General features: G+C 74.0%; 22 protein-coding genes. 12 read left to right on the top strand and 10 right to left on the bottom strand.

Annotated elements, in window-relative coordinates:
* Window positions 1-25: 25 nt before the first annotated feature.
* The 3 genes from QDR37_RS07310 (at window position 26) to QDR37_RS07300 (ending at window position 3,003) form a co-directional block, all read left to right on the top strand.
* A complete protein-coding gene (locus QDR37_RS07310) occupies window positions 26-862 on the top strand; it encodes an undecaprenyl-diphosphate phosphatase (protein WP_279712960.1) in 837 nt (278 codons plus the stop codon).
* A 169-nt stretch (window positions 863-1,031) separates the two neighbouring features.
* A complete protein-coding gene (locus QDR37_RS07305; RefSeq protein WP_279712959.1) occupies window positions 1,032-1,625 on the top strand; it encodes a PadR family transcriptional regulator in 594 nt (197 codons plus the stop codon).
* A 106-nt stretch (window positions 1,626-1,731) separates the two neighbouring features.
* Window positions 1,732-3,003, top strand: coding sequence for a M18 family aminopeptidase (locus QDR37_RS07300; protein WP_279712958.1), 1,272 nt, complete (start codon window positions 1,732-1,734; stop codon window positions 3,001-3,003).
* On the opposite strand, the gene QDR37_RS07295 is transcribed toward QDR37_RS07300, so the two are convergent.
* The 6 genes from QDR37_RS07295 to QDR37_RS07270 all read right to left on the bottom strand — a co-directional run bounded on the left by QDR37_RS07295 (window position 3,000) and on the right by QDR37_RS07270 (window position 12,157).
* Window positions 3,000-3,536 carry a GNAT family N-acetyltransferase gene (locus tag QDR37_RS07295; RefSeq protein WP_279712957.1) on the bottom strand — a complete coding sequence of 179 codons (537 nt, stop codon included), beginning with the start codon at window positions 3,534-3,536 and terminating at the stop codon, window positions 3,000-3,002. The genes QDR37_RS07300 and QDR37_RS07295 overlap by 4 nt on opposite strands.
* 2 nt (window positions 3,537-3,538) lie before the next feature.
* Window positions 3,539-5,389 carry a DNA helicase RecQ gene (gene recQ, locus QDR37_RS07290; protein ID WP_279712956.1) on the bottom strand — a complete coding sequence of 617 codons (1,851 nt, stop codon included), beginning with the start codon at window positions 5,387-5,389 and terminating at the stop codon, window positions 3,539-3,541.
* A gap of 116 nt (window positions 5,390-5,505) precedes the next feature.
* Window positions 5,506-6,123 (bottom strand): DUF1684 domain-containing protein, encoded by a 618-nt coding sequence (locus QDR37_RS07285; protein WP_279712955.1) that lies wholly within the window; start codon window positions 6,121-6,123, stop codon window positions 5,506-5,508.
* Window positions 6,120-7,967 (bottom strand): DEAD/DEAH box helicase, encoded by a 1,848-nt coding sequence (locus tag QDR37_RS07280; RefSeq protein ID WP_279712954.1) that lies wholly within the window; start codon window positions 7,965-7,967, stop codon window positions 6,120-6,122. The genes QDR37_RS07285 and QDR37_RS07280 overlap by 4 nt, the downstream gene beginning before the upstream one ends.
* A 165-nt stretch (window positions 7,968-8,132) precedes the next feature.
* Window positions 8,133-8,888: an MBL fold metallo-hydrolase gene (locus tag QDR37_RS07275; protein ID WP_279712953.1), complete on the bottom strand. Its 756-nt coding sequence runs from the start codon at window positions 8,886-8,888 to the stop codon at window positions 8,133-8,135.
* Between the two features lie 116 nt (window positions 8,889-9,004).
* Entirely contained in the window at window positions 9,005-12,157 is a 3,153-nt protein-coding gene (locus tag QDR37_RS07270) for an efflux RND transporter permease subunit (RefSeq protein WP_279712952.1), read from the bottom strand.
* 237 nt (window positions 12,158-12,394) lie between these two features.
* Here QDR37_RS07270 and QDR37_RS07265 point away from each other — a divergent pair, with 237 nt between their 5' ends.
* Window positions 12,395-14,485: an APC family permease gene (locus tag QDR37_RS07265; RefSeq protein WP_279712951.1), complete on the top strand. Its 2,091-nt coding sequence runs from the start codon at window positions 12,395-12,397 to the stop codon at window positions 14,483-14,485.
* Window positions 14,486-14,497: 12 nt separating this feature from the next.
* On the opposite strand, the gene QDR37_RS07260 is transcribed toward QDR37_RS07265, so the two are convergent.
* A complete protein-coding gene (locus QDR37_RS07260) occupies window positions 14,498-15,721 on the bottom strand; it encodes an FAD-dependent oxidoreductase (protein ID WP_279712950.1) in 1,224 nt (407 codons plus the stop codon).
* A 124-nt stretch (window positions 15,722-15,845) separates the two neighbouring features.
* Between QDR37_RS07260 and QDR37_RS07255 the strand changes: the two genes are divergently transcribed.
* Window positions 15,846-16,016, top strand: a complete 171-nt coding sequence (locus QDR37_RS07255; protein ID WP_279712949.1) for a DUF3073 domain-containing protein — start codon at window positions 15,846-15,848, stop codon at window positions 16,014-16,016.
* Between the two features lie 99 nt (window positions 16,017-16,115).
* Here the strand turns inward: QDR37_RS07255 and purM are convergent, their stop codons facing one another.
* Window positions 16,116-17,216, bottom strand: a complete 1,101-nt coding sequence (gene purM / locus QDR37_RS07250) for a phosphoribosylformylglycinamidine cyclo-ligase (RefSeq protein WP_279713581.1) — start codon at window positions 17,214-17,216, stop codon at window positions 16,116-16,118.
* Between the two features lie 82 nt (window positions 17,217-17,298).
* Here purM and purF point away from each other — a divergent pair, with 82 nt between their 5' ends.
* Together purF and QDR37_RS07240 are read left to right on the top strand one after the other, a co-directional pair.
* Entirely contained in the window at window positions 17,299-18,768 is a 1,470-nt protein-coding gene (gene purF, locus QDR37_RS07245) for an amidophosphoribosyltransferase (protein WP_279712948.1), read from the top strand.
* Between the two features lie 104 nt (window positions 18,769-18,872).
* Window positions 18,873-20,258 carry a protein kinase gene (locus QDR37_RS07240; RefSeq protein ID WP_279712947.1) on the top strand — a complete coding sequence of 462 codons (1,386 nt, stop codon included), beginning with the start codon at window positions 18,873-18,875 and terminating at the stop codon, window positions 20,256-20,258.
* A 295-nt stretch (window positions 20,259-20,553) separates the two neighbouring features.
* Here the strand turns inward: QDR37_RS07240 and QDR37_RS07235 are convergent, their stop codons facing one another.
* Together QDR37_RS07235 and QDR37_RS07230 are read right to left on the bottom strand one after the other, a co-directional pair.
* Complete coding sequence (locus QDR37_RS07235) at window positions 20,554-20,859, bottom strand: hypothetical protein (RefSeq protein WP_279712946.1); 306 nt, start codon at window positions 20,857-20,859, stop codon at window positions 20,554-20,556.
* A complete protein-coding gene (locus QDR37_RS07230) occupies window positions 20,856-21,224 on the bottom strand; it encodes a sterol carrier family protein (protein WP_279712945.1) in 369 nt (122 codons plus the stop codon). The genes QDR37_RS07235 and QDR37_RS07230 overlap by 4 nt, the downstream gene beginning before the upstream one ends.
* A 55-nt stretch (window positions 21,225-21,279) precedes the next feature.
* Between QDR37_RS07230 and purD the strand changes: the two genes are divergently transcribed.
* The 5 genes from purD (at window position 21,280) to purL (ending at window position 26,931) form a co-directional block, all read left to right on the top strand.
* Window positions 21,280-22,545 carry a phosphoribosylamine--glycine ligase gene (purD, locus tag QDR37_RS07225; RefSeq protein WP_279712944.1) on the top strand — a complete coding sequence of 422 codons (1,266 nt, stop codon included), beginning with the start codon at window positions 21,280-21,282 and terminating at the stop codon, window positions 22,543-22,545.
* The gene (locus QDR37_RS07220) at window positions 22,542-23,390 is read left to right on the top strand and encodes a phosphoribosylaminoimidazolesuccinocarboxamide synthase (RefSeq protein ID WP_279712943.1); all 849 of its coding nucleotides are present in this window, start codon (window positions 22,542-22,544) and stop codon (window positions 23,388-23,390) included. The genes purD and QDR37_RS07220 overlap by 4 nt, the downstream gene beginning before the upstream one ends.
* Before the next feature lie 84 nt (window positions 23,391-23,474).
* Window positions 23,475-23,726, top strand: a complete 252-nt coding sequence (purS, locus tag QDR37_RS07215) for a phosphoribosylformylglycinamidine synthase subunit PurS (protein ID WP_279712942.1) — start codon at window positions 23,475-23,477, stop codon at window positions 23,724-23,726.
* A complete protein-coding gene (gene purQ, locus QDR37_RS07210) occupies window positions 23,723-24,421 on the top strand; it encodes a phosphoribosylformylglycinamidine synthase subunit PurQ (RefSeq protein ID WP_279712941.1) in 699 nt (232 codons plus the stop codon). The genes purS and purQ overlap by 4 nt, the downstream gene beginning before the upstream one ends.
* A gap of 179 nt (window positions 24,422-24,600) precedes the next feature.
* Window positions 24,601-26,931: a phosphoribosylformylglycinamidine synthase subunit PurL gene (gene purL / locus QDR37_RS07205; protein ID WP_279712939.1), complete on the top strand. Its 2,331-nt coding sequence runs from the start codon at window positions 24,601-24,603 to the stop codon at window positions 26,929-26,931.

Genomic DNA, 26,931 nt, shown 5'->3' with positions numbered 1-26,931 from the left:
GGGTTCCGCCTTCCGACGGGACCCCATGAACCTCATCTCCGCAGTGATCCTCGGCATCGTCGAGGGCCTCACCGAGTTCCTCCCGGTATCGAGCACCGGACACCTCACGATCGTCGAGAAGCTGCTCGGCCTGAAGGTCGACGACGTCGGCGTGACCGCGTTCACCGCGATCATCCAGATCGGCGCGATCATCGCCGCGATCGTCTACTTCCGCCGCGACATCGTCCGCATCATCACCGCGTGGGTGCGGGGGCTCCGCGACGGCTCCCAGCGATCCGATCCTGACTATCGGCTCGCGTGGTACGTCATCATCGGCACGATCCCGATCGGTGTCATCGGCCTCGCCGCCCGGCACCTCATCTCCGGGCCGCTCCGCAGCCTCTGGGTCGTCGCCGGCGCGCTGATCCTCTGGAGCGTCGTCATGTTCATCGCCGAGCGCGTCGGCACCAAGCGGCGCGGCGAGGCCGACCTCACCCTCAGGGACGCGATCGTCATCGGGCTGATGCAGTGCATCGCGCTCATCCCCGGTGTCTCGCGCTCGGGCGCGACCATCAGCGCCGGCCTGTTCCGCGGTCTCGACCGCCTCGCTGCGACTCGCATCTCGTTCTTCCTCGGGATCCCGGCGCTCGTCGCCGCCGGCGCGTTCGAGGCGGCGACCGCGGCGAAGGACATCTCGCACACCGTGGGCTGGGGACCGACCGCCGTCGCGACGGTCGTGAGCTTCATCGTCGGCTACGTGTCGATCGCCTGGCTGCTGCGGCTCGTCGTCCGGCACCCGATCTCGGTCTTCATCGCCTACCGCGTGCTGATCGCGGTGCTCGTCATCGGCCTCCTGCTCGCCGGGGTCATCACCGCGACCTGAGCCGCGACCAGCGCACCAGGGCCCGGCCTCCGCACGGAGGACCGGGCCCTTCGTCGTTCCGCCTCGGAGAGGCCCGTCCGCTGTGCGCGAACGGGTTGCTTCTTCGACTGTCGCCGATATATCGTGATGCAGCGCCTATAGGAGGCGCAGCGATCGGAAGGACACGACCATGCATGCATTCCCCTGGGATCCCCACGGATCCGACTCCCGCCGCAGCGCGCGGCGGCATCCAGGACCCTCCGCCTGGGAGGGCTTCCCGCACCGCGGACCCCGAGGCTTCGGCCCGGGATTCGGCCCCGGCTTCGGCGCGGGCTTCGGCCCCGGCGGCCCCCGCGCCCGGCGCGGCGACGTCCGCTCGGCCCTGCTCGGGCTGCTCGCCGAGGGCGCCTCGAACGGCTACGGCCTCATCCGCGCGATCGCCGACCGCACCGAGGGCGCCTGGACGCCGAGCCCCGGCTCGGTGTACCCGACGCTCGCGCAGCTCGTCGACGAAGGCCTCGTCTCGCAGGCCGACGGCCCGCGCGGCGCGTACACGCTGACGGACGAGGGCCGGAAGTACGTCGAGGAGAACGAGGACCAGATCGAGACGGCGTTCGAGAACGCGAGCCGCGGTCGCCGTGAGGACGACCTCGGCCTCGCCTTCAAGAAGCTGGCGGGCGCCGTGATGCAGTTCCGCGCCGGCGCGACGCCGGAGCAGCGCGCCCGGGCCACCGCCCGCCTCGACGAGCTGCGCCGCGAGCTGTACTCGATCCTCGGCGAGTGACGCCGGACCGCGGCTCCGCCCCCGCCCTGCCCGACGCAGGCGGGGGCGGCGTCGTCTGCGCGGTCCCGGCAGGAAGCGACGCCGATGCCCGTGGTTGCATGGGCGCATGGACGCCCGCCGCCACATCGACGACCTCGCCGCCTTCGTCACCGCGTCCCCGAGCTCGTTCCACGCCGGCGCCGAGGTCGCCCGGCGCCTGACCGCCGCCGGCTACGCGGCGCTCGACGAGGGCGCCGACTGGTCCGGGATCGTGCAGCCCGGCGCTCGCGTGGTCGTGGTGCGCGACGGCGCGGTCGTCGCCGTCGCGGTGCCGGGCGACGCCACCGCAGCGACGCCCTTCCGCGTGCTCGGCGCCCACACCGACTCCCCCGGCTTCCGGCTGAAGCCCGCGCCCTCGTTCTCCTCGAACGGCTGGCTGCAGGCCTCCGTCGAGGTCTACGGCGGTCCCATCCCGCCGTCGTGGTTCGACCGGGAGCTCGAGCTGGCGGGACGGCTCGTCGACCGCGCCGGATCCGTCACCCTCGTCCGCACCGGGCCCTTCGCCCGCATCCCGCACCTCGCCATCCACCTCGACCGCGAGCTGAGCACCTCGTTCGCGCCGGACCGGCAGCGCGACCTGCAGCCGGTCTACGGTCTCGGCGACGCCGGCGACCTGCTGCCGCACCTCGCCCGGCTCGCCGGTCTCGCCGCCGACGAGGTCGCCTCGTGGGACCTGATCACCGTCGACACGCAGCCGCCGGCGGTCTTCGGCGCCGACGAGGCGCTCTTCGCCTCCCCTCGGCTCGACAACCTCAGCTCGGTGCACGCCGGCGTCGTGGGACTGCTCGACGCCGAGCCGGGCGCGGCGATCGCGGTGCTCGCGGCGTTCGACCACGAGGAGGTGGGCTCCGAGAGCCGGTCGGGCGCGGCGGGACCGCTGCTCGAGCACGTGCTCGAACGCGTCGTCGCAGCGCTCGGCGGGAGTCGCGGCGACCTCCTGCGGTCGCTCGCGTCGTCGTGGTGCCTGTCCGCGGACGCGGGTCACGCGGTGCACCCGAACCGGCCCGACAAGCACGACCCGGTCGACCGCCCGGTCGCCGGGGGCGGCCCGCTGCTGAAGATCAACGCGAACCAGCGCTACACGACCGACGCGGTCGGCGCCGCCCTGTGGGCCCGCACCTGTGCAGCGGCGGACGTGCCGTGGCAGCCGTTCGTGTCGAACAACGCCGTGCCCTGCGGCTCGACGATCGGGCCGATCACGGCGACGCGGCTCGGCATCCCGACGCTCGACGTGGGCACGCCGCTGCTGTCGATGCACTCGGCGCGCGAGCTCTGCGCCGTCGCCGACCCGGTGCGGCTCGCCGCCGCGAGCGCCGTGTTCCTCTCGGCCGCGGCCTAGGCGCGGTCGCGCCCGATGCGGTAGAGCACGTGCGGCCGCATCGGGTGCCCCTCGGGCAGACCCGGGTGGTCGAAGTCGTCGCGCTCGTCGTGCGTCATGCCGATGCGCTCCATGACCGCCCGGGACCGCGTGTTCGCGGGCACCGTGAACGAGACGATCTCGTCGAGGCCCGCGTCGCCGAAGCCGACCGCGAGCGCCGCCCGTGCGGCCTCGGAGGCGTAGCCCGCGCCCCAGGCGGACCGGGCGAGGCGCCACCCGACCTCGACCGCGGGGGTGAAGTGCGCCTCGAACCGCGGCACCGCGAGCCCGGTGAAGCCGAGGAACTCGCCCGTGTCCCGCCGCTCGAGGGCCCAGAGGCCGTAGCCGTGGCGGTCGAAGTGCTGCTCGATGCGATCGATCAGCGCGTCGGACTCCTCGCGGGACAGCCGGGCGGGGAAGTGCCGCATCACCTCGGGGTCGGCGTTCAGGGCGGCGAACGGCGCGCGGTCGTCGTCGCGCCAGCGGCGCAGCAGCAGCCGCTCGGTCTCGGGCACGCTCAGGCCGCCGTGATCGCGAGGACCGCCTCGCCGTAGCGCTCGAGCTTCGCGGCGCCGATGCCGCTCACGTCGCCGAGGGCCGCCAGCGACGTGGGCCGCAGCGTCGCGAGGGACCGGAGGGTGGCGTCGCCGAACACGACGTAGGCGGGCACTCCCTGCTCCTTCGCCTGGCCGGCGCGCCAGGCGCGCAGCCGCTCGAACAGCTGCTGCGCCTCGGGCTCGAGATCGGCGGCCACGGGCTTCGCCTTGCGGCTGCCGCCGCCGGAGCGGCTGCGCTCGAGGTCGTGCCGGAGGCGCACCGGCGACTCGCCCCGCAGCACCTCGGCCGCACGGCTGCCGAGGGACAGCGTGCCGTAGCCGTCGTCGGCGACCGCCACCACGTCCTGCGCGATGAGCTGCCGCAGCACGCTGCGCCAGGTGCGCTCGTCGAGGTCGGCGCCGACCCCGAACGTCTTCAGCTGGTCGTGCGCGTGCTGCTCGACCCGGGGGCTGCGCTTGCCGCGCAGGATGTCGATGATCTGCGTGCCGCCGAAGCGCTGGTTGCGCTCGCGCTGCAGCCGCACGATGGTCGACAGCAGCTTCTGCGCGGGCACCGTGCCGTCCCACGTGTCGACGGGCTCGAGGCAGGTGTCGCAGTTGCCGCAGTCGTCGGCGAGCTCCTGGCCGAAGTAGGCGAGCAGCTGTCGGCGCCGGCAGGTGACGGTCTCGCAGAGGGCGAGCATCGCGTCGAGGTTGGCCGCTTGCCGCCGCCGGTGCGCCGCGTCGCCGACGCCGCGGTCGATGAGCCGCCGCTGCTGCACGACGTCGGCGAGGCCGTAGGCGAGCCAGGCGGTGGCGGGCAGCCCGTCGCGGCCGCCGCGGCCGGTCTCCTGGTAGTACCCCTCGACCGACTTGGGCAGGTCGATGTGCGCGACGAAGCGCACATCGGGCTTGTCGATGCCCATGCCGAAGGCGATCGTGGCGACCACCACCACCCCGTCCTCGCGGAGGAACCGCGCCTGGTTGCGCGCGCGGATACGGGCGTCGAGGCCCGCGTGGTAGGGGATGGCGTCGACGCCGTGCTCGGCGAGCCAGTCGGCGGTCGACTCGACCGACGCCCGCGACAGGGCGTAGACGATGCCGGCGTCACCCTGGTGCTCGCTGCGGATGAACTTCAGCAGCTGCTGCTTCGGGTCGTCCTTCGGCACGATGCGGTACTGGATGTTCGGGCGGTCGAAGCTGGCGACGAACTGCCGCGCCTTCCCGAGGTGCAGGCGGGTGGCGATCTCGCGTCGGGTGGCGTCGGTGGCGGTCGCGGTGAGCGCGACCGTGGGCACGCCCTCCCACCGGTCGACGAGATCGGCGAGCTCGAGGTAGTCGGGCCGGAAGTCGTGGCCCCACTGCGACACGCAGTGCGCCTCGTCGATCGCGAGCACCGACAGGCCGGGGCCCGCCGCGACGCGGTCGAGGAGCCGCCTGGTGCCCTCGAGGGCGAGGCGCTCGGGGGCGATGTAGACGAGGTCGACCTCGCCGGCCTGCAGCGCGCGCTCGACCTCGGCCCGCTCGTCGGGCCCCTGCGTCGAGTTGAGGAACTCGGCCCGCACGCCCACGGCACGGAGCGCGTCGACCTGGTCGTGCATGAGCGCGATGAGCGGTGAGACCACGAGGCCGGTGCCGCGGCGGACGAGGGCGGGGATCTGGTAGCAGAGCGACTTGCCCGCACCGGTCGGCATGAGCACGACGGCATCGCCGCCGTCGACGATCGTCTGCACGACCTCGCCCTGCAGCCCGCGGAACCCCGTGTAGCCGAAGACGCGCTGCAGCACCTCGGTGGCGGAGCCCACCGCGGGGCCCGGCAGGACGCTCGTCACGCCAGGGAGGGTACCGGGGCCTTCGGACAGGCGTGCGTCGTCCGTGCACCCACGGACCGGAGGGCCGGGACGGCGCCCCGCGCGATCCCCACGCGGAGCCGGGAGGTCGGCTCCGCTCAATGCCCGAACGCGCGCTCCCCCACCGGCACGGCCACCGGCAGCACGTTGCCGGCCGGCGCGAGCGGGCAGGCCCACTCCGGGTCGTAGGCGCAGGAGGGGTTGTAGGCGAAGTTGAGGTCGAGCACGAGCCGGCCGTCGCGACCGCCGAGGTCCGCGCCCTTCACGGTGTCGAGCAGGTAGCGCCCGCCGCCGTAGGTGCCGCCGGGCCGTCCCGCCGATGCGTCCTTGACCGGCACGAACAGGCCGCCCCCGTAGGAGCGCAGCGCCCAGACGTCGAGGCGTCCGACGTCCGGCAGGGTCACGGCGCCGATCCGGTCGAACGGCACGACGCCGTCCGTGCCGGTCTCGACGTCGAGACGCGCCGGTTCGGCCGGCTCGAGCACCGCCTCGAAGCGCCAGGCGGCGTCGTACGGCGCCACGTCGAGGCCGCGGAAGCCGGCCCGGTCCTCGGGCAGGAGCGCGGTCACCGGCGACTCCGCGAACAGCCGGTCGCGGCGCATGCGCCACTCGGCATGTGCTGCGGCGGGATCGTCGGACGCCCGCACCGCGGCGTACAGCGCGGCGACCTCCCGCCGCCAGTCGAGCAGCGCGAGCGCGTCCTGCGGGGTGCTCATCGCGCGAGCGCCGCGATCGGGTCGTCGCCCGTGTGCACGGGCACGAAGTCGGCCTCGATGCCGGCGCGGTCGAGCAGCTCGGTGAAGCGGCGACGACGACGGGCCGGCAGGAGCGTGACGACGGTGCCTGCGGCGCCGGCACGGCCCGTGCGACCGGAGCGGTGGAGGTAGGTCTTGTAGTCCTCGGCCGGGTCGGCGTGCACGACGAGCTCGACGTCGTCCACGTGGATGCCGCGCGCCGCGACGTCGGTCGCGACGAGCGCCTTCACGCGGCCCTCGGAGAACCGGGCGAGGTTGCGGCTGCGGCGGGCCTGGTTCAGGTCGCCGTGCAGGCTCTCGACCTCGATGCCCGCGTCGTCGAGCTCGTCGGCGAGCTGCTCCGCGAACGCCCTGGTGCGGGCGAAGACGAGGGAGCGGCCGGTCGACTCGAGCAGTGCGGTGAGCACCCGCAGCTTGTCGCCCTGGTCGAGCACGAGCACGTGGTGCTCCGCGGTGCCGGTGCCCTCGGGGTCGGCGACCTCGTGCACGGCGGGCTCCGGCAGGAACTGCCGCACGAGCTGGTCGACGGCCGCGTCGAGCGTCGCGGAGAACAGCAGCCGCTGCCCGGAGGCGGGTACGAGCGACAGGATGCGCTGCATCGGCTCGAGGAAGCCGAGCTCGGCCATGTGGTCGGCCTCGTCGAGCACGGTCACCTCGATCGCGGACAGATCGAGGCGGCGCTGCTCGTGCAGGTCCTCGATGCGGCCGGGGGTGCCGATGACGATGTCGACGCCCTTCGCGAGCGCACCCACCTGGCGGCCCTGCGGCACCCCGCCGACGATCTGCGTCGTGAAGAGGCCGAGCGCACGCGCGATCGGCTGGACGGTGCGGTCGATCTGGAGCGCGAGCTCGCGGGTCGGGGCGAGGATCAGCGCGCGCGGCGCCCGGCCCATGCGGCGACCGGTGCCGGCACGGCCGGACTCGTGCCAGTTGCGCATGAGGCGCTCGACGAGGGCGGCGCCGAAGGCGATCGTCTTGCCGGAGCCCGTGCGGCCGCGGCCGAGCACGTTGCGGCCGGCGACGGCGTCGGGGATGGTCGCGGCCTGGATCGGGAACGGCGAGGTGGCGCCCAGCTCGCCGAGGGCGCGGATGATGCCGTCGCCGAGCCCGAGGTCGGCGAAGGTGAGGTGGCCGACCTCGTCGGCCGTGACGACCTCGCCCTCGAGCCGCTCGAGCACGACGTCCTCCGGCGGCGTCCACCGCTCGTGGGGCTCGGCGTGCTCGGCGCGGAACGGGCGCTCGGTGCGCGGGCGGTCGTCGAAGCCGTGGCGCGGCCGGTCGCCGGACCGCTCGACGCGAGGCCGGTCGGTGCGGCGCTCCGGGCGGTCGAAGCGGTCCTGCCGGGGACGCTCGGCGCGCTGCGGGCGGGCGTCCCGCTCGACGCGCTGGGGACGGTCGTCACGGTTCGATCGCTCGAACCGGTCGCTGCGGTCGAAGCGCTGCCCGCGGTCGTCGCGGTGGGGTGCGCGGTCGCGGTCGGCGCGCTCGACGCGGTCCGCGCCGGGGCGCTCCGGGCGGCGCTCGTCGCTCGCTCGCTCGCCGTAGCCGCGGCGGGGGCGGTCGTCGCGGCCGAAGCGGTCGCGGCCGCCGGAACGCTCGTCCTGCGTGCGGCGGCGCGGGTCGGTGCGCGGCCCCGGGTACCAGTCGACGCGGCGGTCGGGGCGGGCCGGGCGCGCGGTCTGCTCGTCGGCGGCGGGACGGCGCGGGGTCCGGGCGCCGGGCTCGGCGCGCCGGGCGCGGTCGTCGGCGCTCCAGCGGCGCTTGGCACCGCTCTCGGTGCGGTTGTTGCGGGCACGCGGGTTCATGCGGGCTTCTCTCGGGGGACGGCGCGCGAGGAACCGGATCGCTTCGCAGCGATCAGAAGGCGGCGCGGCCTGGTGGGACGGCGCCCGCAGCGGTGGGCGCCCAGCAGGCCTGATGCGGACACCACAAGCACTGCAGTCCGAGGCCGACGGCCGGAGTCTACCGGATCAGCTCGGACCCGCCGCTCGAGCGCTCGCGACCGCCGCCTCCGCGCCCTGCCTCCACGGCTCGCCGTGCCCCGGCAGCAGCACGCGGGCGCCCGTGGCGGCGAGCTCGCCGAGCGAGTCGAGGGCGAGCGCCGAGTCCGCCGTCGCCGCGCCCGCGACGATCCGCGGTCCGCGGAACCCGGTGTACGGGTCGAGGGTCACGAGGGCGTCGCCCGCGATCACCGCGGAGACGTCGGGCAGCGCCAGCGCGCAGTGGCCGAACGTGTGCCCCGGCGTGAAGAGCACGCGCGGGTGCCCCGGCAGGTCGAGCGTGGCGCCGGGCTCGTAGTAGCCGAGCTCCTCGACGCCGCGGACCGCGAACGCGCCGGCGGCCGCCATCCGCCCGAGGATCGGCACCCCGCCGGGGTGGCGGACCGGGTAGAGCAGGCGCGGGTTCTCGTGGGCGTACGAGTACGGGTGCCGCGCGAGCGACTCCTCGGCGGGATGCGCGAGCACCGGCACCTCCCACTCCTCGCGGATGCGCCGGGCGAAGCCGAGATGGTCGAAGTGCGCGTGGGTGAGCACGAGCGCGCGGACGTCTTCCGGCTTCCGGCCGATGGCGGTGAGCGCCTTGCCGAGCAGGGGCCAGGTGCGCGGGAACGCCGCGTCGACGACGGTGACGGCGTCGGACTCGACGAGCAGGTAGCAGTTCACGTCCGCGTGCCCGAGGCGGTGCACGCCCGGCACGACGTTCCGGGTGAGGGTCGCCCTGGCCATCCGGCGACGCTAGCCACCCTCCCTGACCGAACGACGGACCTTCCGGGACGCGCAGCCGGGCGCGGACCGTCCCGGGGTCGGATCGGACCGCACCCCCGTCGTTCGGTCAGGGCACGTCAGGAGCCGGCCGGGATCGCGGCCGCCGCCGCGGCGCGGCGCTCGGCTCGGCGCTCCCGGCGCACGACCGCGCGCTCGCGGCGGCCCTCGACGAGGAAGTAGAGGGTCGGCAGCACGAGCAGCGTCAGCACCGTCGACGAGACGAGGCCGCCGATCACGACGAGCGCGAGCGGCTGCGAGATGAAGCCCCCGTTGCCCGACAGGCCCGTCGCGGTCGGCACGAGGGCGAGGATCGTCGCGAGCGCCGTCATGAGGATCGGCCGGAGCCGCCGCGTCGCGCCGTCGAGCACCGCGTCGCGCACGGTCTCGCCCCGGGCGCGGTACTGGTTCACGAGGTCGATCAGCACGATCGCGTTCGTGACGACGATGCCGACGAGCATGACGACGCCGATGAGCGAGGCCGCGCCGAGCGGGATGCCCGAGGCGAGCTGCAGCAGGATCGCGCCGGTCGCGGCGAACGGCACCGACACGAGCAGCTCCAGCGGCTGCCGCAGCGAGCGGAACGTGGCGACCATGACCGTGTAGACGATGAGGATCGCGGCGAGCAGCGCGAGCCCGAGCTGCTGGAACGTCGTGTTCTGGTCGCTCGTGAGGCCGCCGAGCGACGCCGAGACGCCCGCCGGCAGGGTCACGCCGGCGAGCGCCTTCGCGACCGCGGCGCTGGCCGCGCCCGTGTTCGACCCGGCCGGGGTCGCGGAGACGGTGGCGCTGCGCTTCGCGTCCGCCGTCGTGATGCCCGCGGGTTCCTTCGCGATCCTGATCGTCGCGAGCGAGTCGAGCCGCTTCGTACCGGTCGGGGTCGGCACGTCGAGCGCCGCGAGCTGCGAGCGCGTCGTCGGGGCCTTCCGCGCGGCGAGGTAGACCGTGAGGTCGTCGTCGCCGATCGTCACGCTGCCGATGGACGCCGGCTGCGACGCCCGCGCCACGACCTGGGCGAGCGCGACCTCGCTGTAGCCCGCCGCGGCCGCCTTGGCGGCGTCGATGTCGACGGCGAGGTACGCCTGCGAGCTCGCGAGGTTGCTCGAGGCCTGCGACACCTCGGGCAGGTGCTGGACGGCGCGGAGCACCTGGTCGGCGCCGGCGCGCAGCGCGCTCGCGGTGCCGGCCGTCACGTCGATCTGGATGTCGGAGGCGGCACCGAAACCCTGGCTCGCCGCGAGCGTGAACGTGCCGCCGCCCGGGAGCGTGTCGACCGCACGGCGGATGCGGCGCTGCAGCGCGTCCTGCCCCGCCTTCGGGTCGGTGGTCACCGAGTAGGTGATGCGGGTGCCGGACGACGCGTTGAAGGCGTCGCGGAACGGGTTGCCGCTCGTGCCCACCGAGGCCTCGACGATGCGGACGCCCGGCACAGCCCGGATCGCCGAGCCCGCGGCGCGGGCGCGCACGGTCTGCACCGCGAGGCTGGTGCCGTCGGGCACGGTCTCGGTGACCGTGAGGGTGTTCTGGCCGCTCGAGCCGAGGTAGTTCGTGGGCAGCAGCGTCGCGAGGAAGCCGCTGCCGGCGAGCACGAGCACCGCGGCGATCGTCGTCAGCCAGGGGTGCGCGAGCGTCGCGCCGAGCACCGGCCGGTACGCGCGCTGGAGGAGGGGCCGCCGCGCGGGCCTCCCGTCGACCCGTCGAGGCCGGAGGAACCAGTACGCGAGCACGGGGACGATCGTGAGCGCCACGAGCAGCGAGGCGCCGAGCGCCAGCGTGACCGTGAGCGCGAAGGGCCGGAAGAGCTCGCCCGCGGTGCCGCCGACGAACGCGATCGGCACGAAGACGGCCACGGTGGTGACGGTCGAGGCGGTGACGGCGCCGGCGACCTCGCGGGTCGCGGCGAAGATCGACGCCCGGCGCCGCTCGGCGGGCGTCCCCTCGTCGGCGGGGTCCTCCTCGTCCTCGCGGAAGTGCCGGGCGATGTTCTCGGTGACGACGATCGAGTCGTCGACGACGCGGCCGATGGCGATGGTGATGGCGCCGAGGGTGAGGATGTTCAGCGAGTAGCCGACCGCCTGCATGCCGATCAGGGTGATGAGCAGCGAGACGGGGATGCTCACCGCGGTGACGAGCGTGGCGCGCAGCGACAGCAGGAACACGAGGATCACGAGCACCGCGAACGCGAGGCCGAGCAGGCCCTCGTCGCGGAGCGAGGCGATCGACTGCTCGATGTAGGGCGCCTGGTCGAACACGGGCGTGAACCGCCCGTTCGGGCCGAGCGCCGGCTGCAGGCGGGCGAGCTCGGCGCGCACCTCGCGGGAGACCGTCACCGTGTTCGCCGACGGCAGCTTCGTCACCGCGACGGTGAGCGCGGGGCGCCCGTTCACGAGGGACACCGTGGTCACGGGGTCGTGGTTCGTGGCGACGGTCGCGACGTCGCCGATGGTCGGGACCCGCGTCGAGGTGCTGAGGGGGCCGTTGTACTGCGCGGCCGTCACGCCCGCGAGCGGGAGAGCGGCGATGTCGGACGTCGAGCCGAGCTCGGTGCCGACCTGGATCGAGCGCGTCGTGCCACCCTCGGTGACCGAGCCGGCCGGCACGAGCACGCCGCTCGCCTTCAGCGTGTCCTCGATCACCGTCGGCTGCAGCCGGTGGTCCTCGAGCGCGGCCTTCGGCGTGATGGTCACGCGCGCCTGCGGGGCTCCGGCGAGGTTCGCGGCGCGCACGCCCGCGAGCTTCTCGAGGTCGGGAACGACGGACGCGCGCAGGGTGGAGGCGAGCTGATCGGCCGAGCGGTCGCCCGTCACCGCGAGCACGGTGACGGGGATGTCCGCGAGGCTGCCGGCGATGATCTGCGGGTCGGTGCCGTCGGGGAGGGTCGCGCGGATGCGGTTGATCGCCGAGCCGATCTTCTGCTCGGCGGCGTCGAGGTCCGTGCCGTAGGTGAAGCTCGCGGTGACCGTCGACGAGCCGCTGCTCGAGGTCGACGCGCTCGACTCGAGACCGGCGATGCCGCGGATCGCCTGCTCGATGGGCAGGCTGACGCGCTGGTTCACCACGGTCGGGGTGGCGCCCCGGTAGGTCGTGACCACGGCGAGCTGCGGGAACTGCACCGAGGGGATGAGCTCCTCCTGCAGCCCGCCGGCCGCGAGCAGGCCGAAGACGGCGGCGACGACCGTGACGAGGGCGATGAGGGCCCGGTTGCGCAGGCTGAACGCCGCGAGCAGGTGCACCGCAGGATCATCCCCCGTCCCGACGACGTCCGCGCGCGTCGGGCCCCGGGTGGCGGGGGCCTCGGCGGGCGCGCGGGCCCCTCCCGGGCGAGGCTGCAGGTGGGAGCAGCCTGAATGGCGCGGGTGATGAGGGCGGCCCAGGTCGGGCCGGCGGTGGACGTGCCGTCCAGGCTTCCCCGCGTCTCCCGCCATGACGGCGGTTTGACAGGGTGCGCGGCGTGAGTACGCTGCCCCGTCGTGACTTCGGCACCCGAGGACGAGGGCCTCTCGGTCAAACGGCTGATCCTCGGCGAGAAGCTGCCGAGCGACAAGCTCGACGACCAGCTCCTGCCCAAGCTGCTCGCCCTCCCCATCTTCGCGAGCGACTGCTTCTCCTCCGTGGCCTACGCGCCGCAGGAGATGATGCTGATCCTCACGCTCGGCGGCCTGTCCTTCCTCTCGTTCACCCCGTGGGTGGCGGCGGTCGTCGTGCTGCTGCTCGTGGTCGTCGTGCTCTCGTACCGGCGGCTCATCAAGGCGTACCCGTCGGGCGGCGGCGACTACGAGGTCGCGCAGAAGAACCTCGGCGAGAAGGCGGCGCTCGTCGTCGCCTCGGCGCTGCTCGTCGACTACATCCTCACCGTCGCGGTGTCGGTCGCGTCGGGCGTCGACAACGTGATCTCGGCGGTGCCGCAGCTCGCGGGGATCCGCGTCGAGATGGCCTTCGCGATCGTCGTGCTGCTCTGCGCGGTGAACCTGCGCGGCGTGCGCGAGTCGAGCAAGGCCTTCGCCCTGCCGACCTACGTGTTCATCGGCAGCGTCTTCCTGACGGTCGTCGTCGGCCTCGTGCGCACGGCGCTCGGCTCCGCCCCCGTCGCGGCGAGCGCGCAGTACACGGTGCACGGCGACCAGGTGGCGCAGGCGGGCCTCGTGCTGCTGCTGCTGCGCGCCTTCTCGAGCGGCTGCTCGGCGCTCACCGGCGTCGAGGCGATCGCGAACGGCGTGCCGGCCTTCCGTCGCCCGAAGATCCAGAACGCCCAGATGACCCTCGTCGCGATGGGCTCGGTCGCGATCGTGCTGTTCGTCGGGCTCGTCGCCATCGCGCTCATCGCCCGCGTGCACTACGTCGAGAACCCCTGCGACCTCGTGGGCTGGAAGCAGTGCGCCTCCGCGCCGCAGCCGAGCCTCATGGCGCAGGTCGCCGCCGCGGTCTTCGGCGGCACGTCGCTGCCGTTCTACATCGTGCAGGCGGCGACCGCGCTCGTCCTCCTGCTCGCCGCGAACACCGCCTTCAACGGCTTCCCACTGCTCGGCAGCGTGCTCGCCCGCGACGGCTACGCGCCGAAGGCGCTGCTCACCCGCGGCGACCGGCTCATCTACAGCAACGGCGTGATCCTGCTCTCGCTCGCCGCGGGCCTGCTGCTCGTCGTCTACCGGGCGAACGTCACGGGCCTCATCCAGCTGTACATCATCGGCGTGTTCGTCTCGTTCACCCTCGGCCAGACGGGCATGGTGCGCCACTGGCTGCGGCTGCTGAAGCAGGGCGTCGACAACCGCACCGAGGTGGTGCAGAGCCTCGTCACGAACGTCGTCGGGCTCACCCTCACCGGCCTCGTGCTCGTCATCGTCACCGTCACGAAGTTCACGCACGGCGCGTGGCTCGTGTTCGTGTTCATGCCGATCCTCTGGTTCCTCATGCTCGGCGTGCACCGGTACTACCGCGACGTCGAGAAGGAGATCGAGGTCGATCCGCACACCACCTTCGGGGCGCAGGGCGACCACGCGGTCGTGCTCGTCGGGCGCATGCAGAAGCCGGTGCTGAAGGCCCTCGACTACGCGATCGCGGCCAAGCACGAGTCGCTCGAGGCCGTGCACGTCTCGATCGACGACGCGGCGACGCAGCGCCTCGTCGAGGAGTGGTCGTCGATGAACATCGCGGTGCCGCTCAGGGTCGTGCCGTCGCCCTACCGCGACATCAGCGTGCCCCTCATCAAGTACATCAAGGCCCGCCGCCTCGACCACGGGCCCGAGGTCGTCACCGTCTACACGCCCGTCTACATCGTCGGCCACTGGTGGGAGCAGCTGCTGCACAACCACAAGGCGCGGCGGATCCGGCAGAAGCTCATGCTCGTGCACGGCGTGACGATCGCCCTCGTGCCGTGGCTGCTCGACTCGTCGCAGCTCGTCTACGGCCGCCGGTCGCGGCCGATCCCCGGGCAGGACCGCCGCGGCGAGCCCGTGCGCCCGAACCCGGTGCCGCGCCGGCACCACAAGGGCCCGGGCGGCACCGCCGAGCCGCAGGGGCGCACGGCGCCCGACGACGACCGCCGCGTCCAGACCCGGGTCTAGCCGCGCCTCGGGTCAGGCGTCGGTGAAGAACCGCGCCATCAGCTCGGCGACGTGGTCGGCGGGCTCCTCGGGCCGGTCCTGCGACGGCGCGTGCGGCCCCGCCACCACGGGCAGCACCTCGGTCGTCGGCGCCTGCACCGGGACTGGTGAGGTCGAGAGGCCGAGCGCGGAGAAGACCTGGCGCGCCAGGGTGCGCCCAGCGCGGTTCGCGCCGATCGTGCTCGCGGTCGGGCCGTAACCGGCGAAGAAGATGCGCGGATCGCGTTCGACGGCGCCCGTCGTCACGGCGACGCCCCCCGCCGCGTCGCGGAGCTTCAGCGGCGCGAGGTGGCGCAGGTCGGGCCGGAACCCGGTCGCCCAGATGATCGCGTCGATGCGCTCGCGGGTGCCGTCGGGCCAGACGACCGCGGAGGGCTCGAGGTGGTCGAACATCGGCCGCTGATCGAGCAGCCCCCGCTCGATCGCCGCGGCGATGCGGCGGGTCCTCGGCACCCCCGTGCCGCTCACGATCGACGGCAGCGCCTTGCCGGCACGCGCGGCCGAGTCCTGCTGCTGCACCGCGTTGACCGCGCTCGCGAGGTCGAGCTCGCCGTGGTCGCGGTAGTCGACGGGGCGCCGGGTCGCCCAGAAGGTCTTCGCGGCGACGCCCTCGAGCTCGAGCAGGAACCCGATGGCCGAGGTGCCCCCGCCGACGACGAGCACCCGCTTCCCCGCGAGCTCCTCGGCCGAGCGGTAGGTGGCCGTGTGCACCTGCGTGCCCTGGAAGTCGCGCATCCCCGGGTAGTAGGGCACGAACGGCGCGCCCCACGTGCCCGTCGCGTTCACGAGCACCCGTGTCGCGACGTCGCCCTGGTCGGTGCGGACCACGAGGTCGGCGCCCCGGTCGAACACCGCCGTCACCGAGGTGGGTCGGCGCACGTCGAGGCCGTAGAAGCGCTCGTAGTAGCCGTAGTACTCGGTCACCACGTCCTTCGCGGGCCGCGTGCGATCGGCGGTCTCGAAGCTGATGCCGGCGCGGCGCATGCCGGGCAGGTCGTGCACGCGGTGCGCCGAACCGAGCCGCAGCGCCTCCCAGCGGTGCTGCCACGCGCCGCCCGCCTCGGGTCCCCGGTCGAGCACGAGCTGGTCGACGCCGGACCGCACGCCGAGACGCTGCAGGTAGTAGGCGACCGACAGGCCCGCCTGCCCGGCACCGACGATGACCACGTCGATCCGAGATGGAAGCGCCACCGGCATCTCGACTCCCCCCGCCCGGTTCCATCCTGCCGCACATGCCCGTGTTACGATGAGCGCCAGTTTTCGCACCTATTTCCCGCGTCGTCACCCACTGCGCGGTGACGATGTTCAGAGGGGGTCACGCATGGGGCGCGGCCGTCAGAAGGCGAAGCACACCAAGGTCGCTCGCGACCTGAAGTACTTCAGTCCTGACACCAACTACTCCGACCTCGAGCGCGAGCTCTCGGGCGGCTCTGGTGATCAGCACGCGGGGTGGTCCGAGGAGGACTTCGCCGAGGAGGACTCCCGCCGCTAGGCGCGAGATCGCTCCCCCGCATCCGGCCCGAGCGGCATCGGACCCGCGCCGGTTCGGCCCGGTCGTCGAGTCGCGCCCGGACGCCGACGCGCTCGGTCGTCAGCGCCAGGTGCCGACGAGCCGGACCGCGCCGCCGTCGACGCCCTTCGCGCCGCGCTCGTAGCCGTCGCCCTCGGGGCTCCCGGCGGTCACGGTCGCCACCGGCGTCGTCGCGATGCCGGTGCCCGTGAGCTCGGCGGCCACCGCGCCGGCCGCAGCCGCGTCGACGACCGCCAGCATGCCGAGCCCGAGGTTCCAGGTGCCCTCGGCCTCCTGCAGCCCGAAGCCGCCGAGCCGCGCGAGCACGCCGAACACCGGGTGGGGCGTCCAGGCGCCGCGGTCGATCTCGGCGGCCGTGCCCTGCGGCAGGACGCGAGCGAGGTTCGCGGCGATCCCGCCCCCGGTCACGTGGCCCAAGGCGTGCACCGCCGCACCGTTCGGGCCGTCGAGCACCTGCAGCAGCGGCATCGTGTAGAGCCGGGTCGGGGTGAGCAGCGTCTCGCCGATCGGCCCGGCGATGCCCTCGACCTCGTCGGTGAACTCGACACCGGCGTCGGCGAGCACGCGCCGCACGAGCGAGAAGCCGTTGCTGTGCAGCCCCGACGACGCCATCCCGAGCACGACGTCGCCCGGCCGCACCCGGTCGGGGCCGAGCAGCGCGTCGGCCTCGACGACGCCGACCGCGGCGCCCGCGAGGTCGTACTCGTCGGGGCCGAGCAGGTCGGGGTGCTCCGCGGTCTCTCCGCCGAGCAGGGCGGTGCCGGTCTCTCGGCAGGCGTCCGCGATGCCGGCGACGAGGGTCGCGATGCGCTCGGGGACGACGTGCCCGCACGCGATGTAGTCGGTGAGGAAGAGCGGGCGGGCGCCGACCACGACGAGGTCGTCGACGATCATCGCGACGAGGTCCTGGCCGACCGTGTCGTGCCGGTCGAGCGCCTGCGCGATCGCGACCTTCGTGCCGACGCCGTCCGTCGAGGTGGCGAGCACCGGCCGCCGGTACGCGGCGAGCGCCGAGGCGTCCCAGAGGCCGGCGAAGCCGCCGATGCCGCCCAGCACCTCCGGGCGCCGCGTCGACGCGACGCTGCGCTTCATCAGCTCGACGGCGCGGTCGCCGGCACGGGTGTCGACGCCGGCGCGGGCGTATGGGTCGTTCGCCAGGATGTCCTCCGTGCAGCAGGGCTCGTCCGAGGTGGCACACTGAACCCCGGCCGTTTCAGCGTAGGGCAGGGGCTTTCTTCCGTTCATGTGCGGCATCGTCGGCGTCTCCGCCGCCTCGCCGGTCAACCAGCTCGTCTACGACAGCCTGCTGCTGCTGCAGCACCGCGGTCAGGACTCCACGGGCATCGTGACCGACGACGGCGGCTCGTTCCATTCCGTCAAGGCGCGGGGGCAGGTGCGCGAGGCGTACCGCACCCGCGACATGCGCAGCCTCCTCGGCAACACGGGGCTCGGCCACGTGCGCTACGCCACCCGCGGCTCCGCGGCGAGCGAGCAGGAGACGCAGCCGTTCTACGTGAACGCGCCGTACGGCATCGTGCTCGTGCACAACGGCAACCTCACGAACACGCGCGAGCTGAACGCCGACCTGTACAACATCGACCGGCGGCACCTCAACAGCGACTCCGACACCGAGCTGCTGCTCAACGTGCTCGCGAACGAGCTGCAGGCGCAGCTGTCGGGCACCGAGCTCGATCCCGACCAGGTCTTCACCGCCGTCCGGCGGGTGCACGAGCGGGTCGAGGGCTCGTACGCGGCGATCGCGCTCATCGCGGGCCGGGGGCTGCTCGCGTTCCGCGACCCGTTCGGCATCCGGCCGCTCACGCTCGGCCGGCGCTCGTCGGACCAGCTGCCGGGCGTCAGCCGCGACGAGTGGATGATCGCGTCGGAGTCGCTCGTGCTCGAGAGCAACGGCTACGAGTACGTCCGCGACATCGCCCCGGGTGAGGCCGCCTTCATCGATGTCGAGGGCACGCTGCACCTCGAGCAGTGCGCGGTGGCGCCGCGGCTCGTGCCGTGCTCGTTCGAGTACGTCTACCTCGCCCGTCCCGACTCGACGATGTCGGGAATCTCGGTCTACGACGCCCGCCTGCGCCTCGGCGCCCGGCTCGCCGACACCGTCGCCCGGTACGCCACGGACGGCGACATCGACGTCGTCATGCCCATCCCGGACAGCGCCAGGCCCTCGGCGATGCAGCTCGCGCAGAAGCTCGGCATCACCTACCGCGAGGGGTTCTACAAGAACCGCTACGTCGGCCGGACGTTCATCATGCCGGGGCAGGCGGTCCGCAAGCGCAGCGTGCGGCAGAAGCTGAACGCGCTCGGCACGGAGTTCCGCGGCAAGAACGTGCTCATCGTCGACGACTCGATCGTGCGCGGCACGACGAGCGCGCAGATCGTCGACATGGCGCGGAACGCGGGGGCGAACAAGGTGCTCTTCGCGTCGGCGGCGCCGCCCGTGCGGCACCCGCACGTGTACGGCATCAACATGCCCACGCGGCGCGAGCTCGTCGCCGCCGGCCGCCGCATCCCGGAGATCGCGCGGGAGATCGGCGCCGACGCCCTGCTCTACCAGGAGGTGGCCGACATGGAGGCCGCGATCCTCGAGGGCTCCGACGTCGACGGGCTCGAGATGAGCTGCTTCACCGGCGACTACGTCACCGGCACCGTCACCCCCGAGTACCTCGAGTGGGTCGAGGCGAACCAGCTCAGCTGACCCCCGGCATCGCTCGATCCGTCACGTACCCTGATCGGGACGGCGCCCGCCGTCGACGGACAGGGCTGGCTCGGAGGGCTCCGCAGCAGCCGGGAGGGGCGTCCATGTCGCTGGTCTCGGACCCCGGCGCGCTGCCCGCCCCGGGCGAGCCCGCCCTCGGCACGCTCGTCGGCGGCCGCTACCGCCTGCTCGGCGTGCTCGGCCGCGGCGGCGCCGCGATCGTCTACCGCGCCGAGGACCAGCTGCTCGGCCGCCCCGTCGCGCTGAAGCTGTTCACCGCGGGCTCGACCTCGGTCGAGGAGCTGCAGGCGCACCAGCAGGAGGCGCGCACCCTCGCGCCGCTCAGCCACCCGGCGCTCGTCACGCTGTTCGACACCGGCATCGAGCGCGGCGGCGTCCTCCCCCGCGTGTACCTCGTGCTCGAGCACGTCGAGGGCACCGACCTGCGTCACCGGCTGCGCACGGGGCCGCTCACGCTGCGCCACGCGGCCCACCTCGGCTTCGACCTCGCCGAGGCGATCGACTACATCCATGGCCGCGGCATCGTGCACCGCGACGTGAAGCCCGCGAACGTGCTGCTCGTCGGCCAGGACGAGGTGCACCGCCCGCGCGCGAAGCTCGCCGACTTCGGCATCGCCGCGCTCGTGGCCTCGACGATCGACGAGGAGTACACGACCGGCACGGCCGCCTACCTGAGCCCCGAGCAGGCCGCCGGCGAGCCCGTCGGCCCCTCGACCGACGTCTACTCCCTCGGCCTCGTGCTGCTGCAGGCGCTCACCGGCGAGGTGGCGTTCCCCGGCGGCGTGCTCGAGTCCGCGCTCGCGCGGCTCGACCGCGACCCGGTCGTGCCCGAGGAGCTGCCGCGGCCCTGGCGCCAGGTGCTGACCGCGATGACCCGGCGTTCCGGCGCCGAGCGGCCGACGCCCGCCGAGCTCGCGATCGTGTTCCGGCAGTTCGTCATCGACTCCGAGACGGCGCCGGAGTCGTCGGAGCAGCTCGACGAGGAGTCGCGGCTCGCGACACTGCAGCGCTACGACCTGCTCGACACCCCGCCCGAGGGCGCCTTCGACCGCATCACGTCGCTCGCGGCGCGCACCATCGGCGCACCCGTCTCGACCGTGAGCATCGTCGACCGCGACCGCATCTGGTTCAAGTCGCACCACGGCATCGACGCCGAGCAGATCGCCCGCGACCCCGGCCTCTGCGCCCGGGTCGTGCAGAGCGGCGAGGTCGTCCACGTCCCCGACGGTCGCCTCGACCCGATCGCGAGCGGCAACCCGCTCGTGACGCAGCTCGGCGTGCGCTTCTACGCGGGCGTGCCGCTGCTCGCGTCGGACGGCCATGTGCTCGGCTCGCTCAGCGTGCTCGGCTTCGAGCCGCGGGTGCTCTCGCCCAACGAGCTCGCGATCCTCCGCAGCCTCGGCGAGATGGTCACGCACGAGATGGAGCTGCGCCTCGCGACCCGCAGGGCCCGCTCGCTGGAGCAGTAGCCCTGCCTCCGCATCGCCGCTCGTCCGCCGTCGGGACGACGGGACGGTTGTAGCCCGACGTCCGCAGACACGCGTCCCGATGGCAGACGTACGCCGACGGGACTCCCGGGCGCGCGGGCCGGTTCGGCCCCGAGGGGCGACTCCTCGCGCTCGCGATGCGGAAGACGTCGCAGACAAGCCCAGCCCGGGCGCGTGTATCCCGCCGGGACACCTGTAGGCGTACGAGCGCGGACGAGCGTTCCGGCGGCAGACGGAAGGGGACTGCCGGAAGCGGCCGACCCGCGGGTGCGGCGGGTCAGGCGTCGGGGTCGCGCTCCGCGGGCTCGGCGTCACGGAACCGCTCGGCCTGCAGCACACGCGCGCGCCGCGACGAGAGGGCGTCGACGGCCACCGCGACGAGGCCGCCCAGCAGAGCGCCGACGGCCGCGAAGATCACGGCGAGGAAGCCGAGCACCTGCCCCGTCGTGTAGGTGCCGCCGGCCGGCAGCACGAAGGCCGCGATCGCGGCCGCGAGCACCCCGGCGACGGCACCGGCGAGCAGGAAGACGCCGAGCCTCGGCGAGCGGCGCACCCGCACCTCACGGCGCTCCGGGGCGCTCACCGCCGCACCGGTGCCCGCCACACCGGCACCCGCCCGGTGAGATCGGCCCGGCTGCCCGAGGCCCGCACCTCGCCCGCCTCGCGGGCATCGGCCCACGGTCGCTCCCCCGTCGCGACGGCGAGCCAGACGGCCGGATCCATCTCGACGACGTTCGGCGGCGTCCCCCGCGTGTGCTTGGGGCCCTCGACGCACTGGACCGCGCCGAACGGCGGCACCCGCACCTCGACGCTGCCGCCCGGGTGCCGCTCCGCGAGCAGCTGCAGCAGGTAGCGCACCGCGGTCGCGAGCGCCGTGCGGTCGCCGCCCGCGAGCGCGGCGGCCACGGCGGCGTCGCCATCGGCGTCCGGGATGCGGGAGCGCGCCATGGATCCAGGGTAGGGCCGCGGATCCGGCACCCGGGCGCTCGCTAGCATCGGCACGGTGCGCATCCTGATCCTCGGCTCGGGCGCGCGGGAGCACGCCATCGCACTCGCCCTCGCCCGTGAGGCCGCGGGGCACCACGTGGTCGTCGCGCCGGGCAACGCCCTGATCGGCCGCGTCGCGACGCTCCTGCCGCTCGACCCCACCGACCCCGCCGCGGTCGCCGCGGCCGCCGCCGAGACCGGCGCCGAGCTCGTCGTCGTCGGGCCGGAGGCGCCGCTCATCGCGGGGGTCGCCGACGCGGTGCACGAGCGGGGCGTGCCGGTGTTCGGGCCCGACCGCGCCGCAGCGCAGCTCGAGGGCAGCAAGGCGTTCGCGAAGCGGATCATGGCCGCTGCGGGCGTGCCGACCGGCCGCGCGCGCGACGTGCTCACGGTCGACGACCTCGACCCGGCCCTCGACGAGCTCGGCGCGCCCCACGTCGTGAAGGCCGACGGCCTCGCCGCCGGCAAGGGCGTCCTCGTCACCGACGACCGCGCGGCGGCCCGCGCGCACGCGCTCACCTGGCTGGAGCGCGGTCCCGTGCTCGTCGAGGAGCACCTGGGCGGCCGCGAGGCGTCGCTCTTCTTCGTCTCCGACGGCACCCGCTGCGTGCCCCTCTCCCCGGCGCAGGACTACAAGCGGCTCCGCGACGGCGACACCGGCCCGAACACCGGGGGCATGGGGGCGTTCTCCCCGCTGCCGTGGCTCGAGGAGGCGTTCGGCGACGAGGCCGCGTTCGTCGACCACGTGCGCACCGCGATCGCGGAGCCCGTGCTCGCGCGGCTCTCCAAGGAGGGCACGCCCTTCGTCGGCCTGCTCTACTGCGGGCTCATCGTCGACGGGCGCGACGTGCGCGTGATCGAGTTCAACGCGCGCTTCGGCGACCCCGAGACCCAGGTCGTGCTCCCCCGCCTCGAGACGCCGCTGTCGGAGCTCCTGCTCGCCGCGGCTCGCGGCACCCTCGACGCCGTGCCGGCGCCCCGCTTCAGCGAGGACGCCGCCGTCGGGGTCGTGCTCGCGAGCGCCGGCTACCCGGACGAGCCGGAGCTCGGCGCAGCGATCCCCGGCGTCGACGACGCGGAGGCGCTCGAGGGCGTCACCGTCGTGTCGGCCGCGGTGCGCGAGGCGGACGGCGCGTTCGTCACGGCGGGCGGCCGCGTCCTCACCGTGGTGGGCACCGCCCCGACCCTCGCCGAGGCCCGCGACCGCGCGTACGCGGGGGTCGAACGGGTCCGGTTCGACGGCGCGCAGGTGCGGGGCGACATCGCGGAGGACGTCCGATGACCACGATCCCCGGTTTCCGTCCCCTCGCCTCCGGCAAGGTGCGCGACCTCTACGTGCCGGAGGACGACGACGGCACGCTGCTGCTCGTCGCGAGCGACCGGGTCAGCGCCTTCGACGTGGTGCTCGAGCCCGGCATCCCGGGTAAGGGCGCGGTGCTCACCTCCCTCACCCGGCGCTGGTTCGCCCTGCTGCCGGAGGTGCCGAACCACCTCGCCGCGGACGAGTCGGCGGTGCCGGAGGACCTCCGCGACCGGGCGATGCTCGTGCGCCGCCTCTCCATGCACCCCGTGGAATGCGTCGTCCGCGGCGTGATCACGGGCAGCGGGTACGCGGAGTACCGCGAGCGCGGGTCGATCAGCGGGGTGCCGCTGCCGGCGGGGCTGCAGGACGGCGATCTGCTGCCGGAGCCGATCTTCACCCCCGCCTACAAGGCCGAGCAGGGCGAGCACGACGAGAACATCGCCTTCGACCGGGTCGTCGAGCTCGTCGGGGGCGACACCGCCGAGGCGCTGCGCTCACGGTCGCTCGAGGTGTACGCCCGGGCGCGGCAGCTGGCGGCCGAGCGCGGCCTGATCCTCGCGGACACCAAGCTCGAGTTCGGCGACGACCCCGCCACGGGCGAGCTCGTGCTCGCCGACGAGGTGCTCACCCCCGACTCGAGCCGCTACTGGGACGCGGAGGCCTACGCGGCCGGGAACCGGGGCGTGAGCTTCGACAAGCAGATCGTGCGCGACTGGTTGAAGGCGCACTGGGACGGCTCGGGTGCGCCCCCTGCGCTTCCCGCGGACGTGGTCGAGCGCACCGCGGGGCGCTACCGCGAGCTGCAGGACCTGCTCGGCGCGTAGTCGCCCCGCGCGCCGTCGGCCCTCGGTGGAACCGCCGGGCTCGGTAGGCTCTCCGGGTCCCGTCCAGGAACGCGAGGAGTCGCCGTGCCCGTGATCGTCGTCGAGGTGATGCCGAAGGCGGAGCTGCTCGACCCCCAGGGCAAGGCCGTCGTCGGTGCGCTGCACCGGCTCGGCAAGGCGGGCTACTCCGGGGTCCGGGTCGGCAAGCGGTTCGAGCTGCAGGTCGACGGCCCTGTCGACGAGCAGGCCCTCGCCGACGCCCGCCAGGTGGCCGAGGAGCTGCTCGCGAACCTCGTCATCGAGGACGTCGTGAGCGTTCGGGAGGCCTCCTCGTGACCCGGGTCGGCGTGATCACGTTCCCGGGCTCGCTCGACGACGGCGACGCCCGCCGAGCGATCCGTCTCGTCGGTGCCGAGCCCGTGCGGCTCTGGCACGGCGACCACGACCTCGCGGGCGTCGACGCGGTGGTGCTGCCCGGCGGCTTCAGCTACGGCGACTACCTGCGCTGCGGCGCGATCGCCGCGCACTCGCCGATCATGCGCGAGGTGATCGACGCGGCCGACGGCGGCCTGCCGGTCCTCGGCATCTGCAACGGCTTCCAGATGCTCACCGAGGCGCACCTGCTGCCCGGCGGCCTCGTCCGCAACGACCACGGCGCCTTCATCTGCCGCGACCAGCGCCTGCGGGTCGAGCAGACGGCAACGGCGTGGACGAGCGGGTTCGAGGCCGGCGAGGAGATCGTCGTGCCGCTGAAGAACGGCGAGGGCGGCTACGTCGCCGACGCCGACACGGTCGCGCGGCTCGAGGACGAGGGCCGGGTCGTGTTCCGGTACGTCGACGTCGACCCCAACGGCTCCGTGCACGGCATCGCCGGTGTCGCGAACGAGCGCGGCAACGTGGTCGGCCTCATGCCGCATCCGGAGCACGCGGTCGAGCCGGGCTTCGGTCCCGACACCGACGCTGCGATGCGCTCGGGCGTCGACGGCCTGCGCGTCTTCCGCTCCGCCCTCGAAGGGGCCCTCGCGCGCTGACGCGTCACTCCGGTCGCACTCCGGGTCGGCATCCGCACCCCGAAGCGACGCCGAGTGCGACCTGAGCCCCGTGGATCGACCCGAGTCGCGACGGGAGCCGGTGTCGGAGCCGCGCCGGAGCGGCCGGCGGCCGCCCGATACCCTGGCATCCGGCCTGCAGAAGGGGACGGACCAGCAGCATGAGCGCCGAGACCGCCGCGACCACGACGCCCGTCATCGACTCCGTGCAGCGCGCGGGCGAGACCCCGGACCGCGTCCAGCCCTACGAGGCGCTCGGGCTCACCGACGACGAGTACGCGCGCATCCGCGAGATCCTCGGCCGGCGGCCCACCTCGGGCGAGCTCGCCATGTACTCCGTCATGTGGAGCGAGCACTGCTCGTACAAGTCGAGCAAGAAGTACCTGCGTCGCTTCGGCGAGAAGGTCACCGACCGCATGCGCGAGCACCTCATGGTCGGCATGGGGCAGAACGCGGGCGTCGTCGACATCGGGCGCGGCTGGGCGGTCACGTTCAAGGTCGAGAGCCACAACCACCCGTCGTACGTCGAGCCGTTCCAGGGCGCCGCGACGGGGGTCGGCGGCATCGTGCGCGACATCATCTCGATGGGTGCGCGCCCCGTGGCCGTCATGGACCAGCTGCGCTTCGGCGCGCTCGGCGACCCCGACACCTCGCGCGTCGTGCACGGGGTCGTGTCGGGCATCAGCTTCTACGGCAACTGCCTCGGCCTGCCGAACATCGGCGGCGAGACGGTGTTCGACCCGGTGTACCAGGGCAACCCGCTCGTGAACGCGCTCTGCCTGGGGGTGCTCCGTCACGAGGACCTCCACCTCGCGAACGCCCGCGGCGCCGGGAACAAGGTGGTGCTGTTCGGTGCCCGGACCGGCGGCGACGGCATCGGCGGCGCGAGCATCCTCGCCTCCGACACCTTCAGCGCGGGCGGCCCGACGAAGCGCCCAGCGGTGCAGGTCGGCGACCCGTTCGCGGAGAAGGTGCTCATCGAGTGCTGCCTCGAGCTGTTCGCGGGCGACCTCGTCGAAGCGATCCAGGATCTCGGCGCGGCCGGCATCAGCTGCGCGACGAGCGAGCTCGCTGCGAACGGCGACGGGGGCATGCGCGTCGACCTCGACGCGGTGCTGCTGCGCGACCCCACGCTCACGGCGGAGGAGATCCTCATGTCCGAGAGCCAGGAGCGGATGATGGCGGTCGTCACCCCCGACAAGCTCGCGGGCTTCCTCGCCGTCACCGAGCGGTGGGAGGTCGAGACGAGCGTGCTCGGCGAGGTCACCGACACCGGCCGGCTCGAGATCACCTGGCGCGGCGAGACGATCGTCGACGTCGACCCGACCACGGTCGCGGTCGACGGACCCGTCTACGACCGGCCGGTGGCGCGGCCGGCCGGCCTCGACGCCCTGCAGGCGGACTCGGCGGCCGCGCTCCCCCGACCCGAGAGCGGCGACGAGCTGCGCCGCACGGTGCTCGCCCTCATCGGCAGCCCGAACCTCGCCGACGTCGGCTGGATCACCGACCAGTACGACCGCTACGTGCTCGGCAACACCGCGCTCGCCTTCCCCGACGACGCCGGCATGATCCGCGTCGACGAGGAGAGCGGCCTCGGGGTCGCGATCGCGACGGACGCGAACGGGCGGTACTGCCAGCTCGATCCGCGGCAGGGCGCGCAGCTCGCGCTCGCGGAGGCGTACCGGAACGTGGCCGTCACGGGCGCCGTGCCGCTCGCGGTCACGGACTGCCTGAACTTCGGCGCGCCCACGAACCCCGAGGTCATGTGGCAGCTCGCGGAGGCCGTCGAGGGCCTCTCCGACGCCTGCCTCGCCCTGGAGGTGCCGGTGACGGGCGGCAACGTGTCGCTCTACAACCAGACCGGCTCGCAGGCGATCCACCCGACGCCCGTCGTCGGCGTGCTCGGCGTGATCGACGACGTCGCGCGGCGCATCCCGTCGGGATGGCAGGACGAGGGCCTCAACCTCTACCTGCTCGGCGAGACGGCGCTCGAGCTCGACGGCTCCGCCTGGGCGCAGGTCGCGCACGGGCACCTCGGCGGTCGCCCGCCGGCGGTGCGGCTCGACGCGGAGCGCGCGCTCGCGGGCCTGCTCGCGGCAGCCGCGGAGGAGGGCCTGCTGTCCGCCGCGCACGACCTCGCGGAGGGCGGCCTCGCCGCGACGCTCGCCGAAGGCGTGCTGCGCTTCGGCGTCGGGGCGCGCGTCTGGCTCGACGGCATCGTCGATCGCGACGGCGTGGACGCCGCGACCGCGCTGTTCAGCGAGTCGACCGCCCGAGTGCTCGTGGCCGTGCCCCGTGAGGAGGACGTGAAGTTCAACGGCCTCTGCGCCGGACGCGGGGTGCCGGCGCTGCGCATCGGCGTCACGGACGCGGCGAGCGGGACGCTCGAGGTGCAGGACCGCTTCGAGATCCCGGTCGAGGAGCTGCGACGCACCTCACGGGCCACGCTGCCGCAGGCGCTCGGCCACGGGGCCACGTCCGCCGGTTCCTGA

This window comes from Amnibacterium sp. CER49 (genome assembly GCF_029846255.1).
Classification (GTDB): domain Bacteria; phylum Actinomycetota; class Actinomycetes; order Actinomycetales; family Microbacteriaceae; genus Amnibacterium.
Note: the sequence above shows the minus strand (reverse complement) of the source record. Positions and strands in the feature narration are given on the sequence as shown.

Excerpts from the sequence above, each read along its gene's own strand:
- QDR37_RS07255 (WP_279712949.1), top strand. The coding sequence starts at position 15,846 with ATGGGGCGCGGCCGTCAGAAGGCGAAGCACACCAAGGTCGCTCGCGAC.
- purF (WP_279712948.1), top strand. The coding sequence starts at position 17,299 with ATGTGCGGCATCGTCGGCGTCTCCGCCGCCTCGCCGGTCAACCAGCTC.
- QDR37_RS07220 (WP_279712943.1), top strand. The coding sequence starts at position 22,542 with ATGACCACGATCCCCGGTTTCCGTCCCCTCGCCTCCGGCAAGGTGCGC.
- QDR37_RS07305 (WP_279712959.1), top strand. The coding sequence starts at position 1,032 with ATGCATGCATTCCCCTGGGATCCCCACGGATCCGACTCCCGCCGCAGC.
- QDR37_RS07230 (WP_279712945.1), bottom strand. The coding sequence starts at position 21,224 with ATGGCGCGCTCCCGCATCCCGGACGCCGATGGCGACGCCGCCGTGGCC.
- QDR37_RS07280 (WP_279712954.1), bottom strand. The coding sequence starts at position 7,967 with ATGAACCCGCGTGCCCGCAACAACCGCACCGAGAGCGGTGCCAAGCGC.
- QDR37_RS07275 (WP_279712953.1), bottom strand. The coding sequence starts at position 8,888 with ATGGCCAGGGCGACCCTCACCCGGAACGTCGTGCCGGGCGTGCACCGC.
- purL (WP_279712939.1), top strand. The coding sequence starts at position 24,601 with ATGAGCGCCGAGACCGCCGCGACCACGACGCCCGTCATCGACTCCGTG.
- QDR37_RS07260 (WP_279712950.1), bottom strand. The coding sequence starts at position 15,721 with ATGCCGGTGGCGCTTCCATCTCGGATCGACGTGGTCATCGTCGGTGCC.
- QDR37_RS07285 (WP_279712955.1), bottom strand. The coding sequence starts at position 6,123 with ATGAGCACCCCGCAGGACGCGCTCGCGCTGCTCGACTGGCGGCGGGAG.
- QDR37_RS07240 (WP_279712947.1), top strand. The coding sequence starts at position 18,873 with ATGTCGCTGGTCTCGGACCCCGGCGCGCTGCCCGCCCCGGGCGAGCCC.
- QDR37_RS07310 (WP_279712960.1), top strand. The coding sequence starts at position 26 with ATGAACCTCATCTCCGCAGTGATCCTCGGCATCGTCGAGGGCCTCACC.
- QDR37_RS07300 (WP_279712958.1), top strand. The coding sequence starts at position 1,732 with ATGGACGCCCGCCGCCACATCGACGACCTCGCCGCCTTCGTCACCGCG.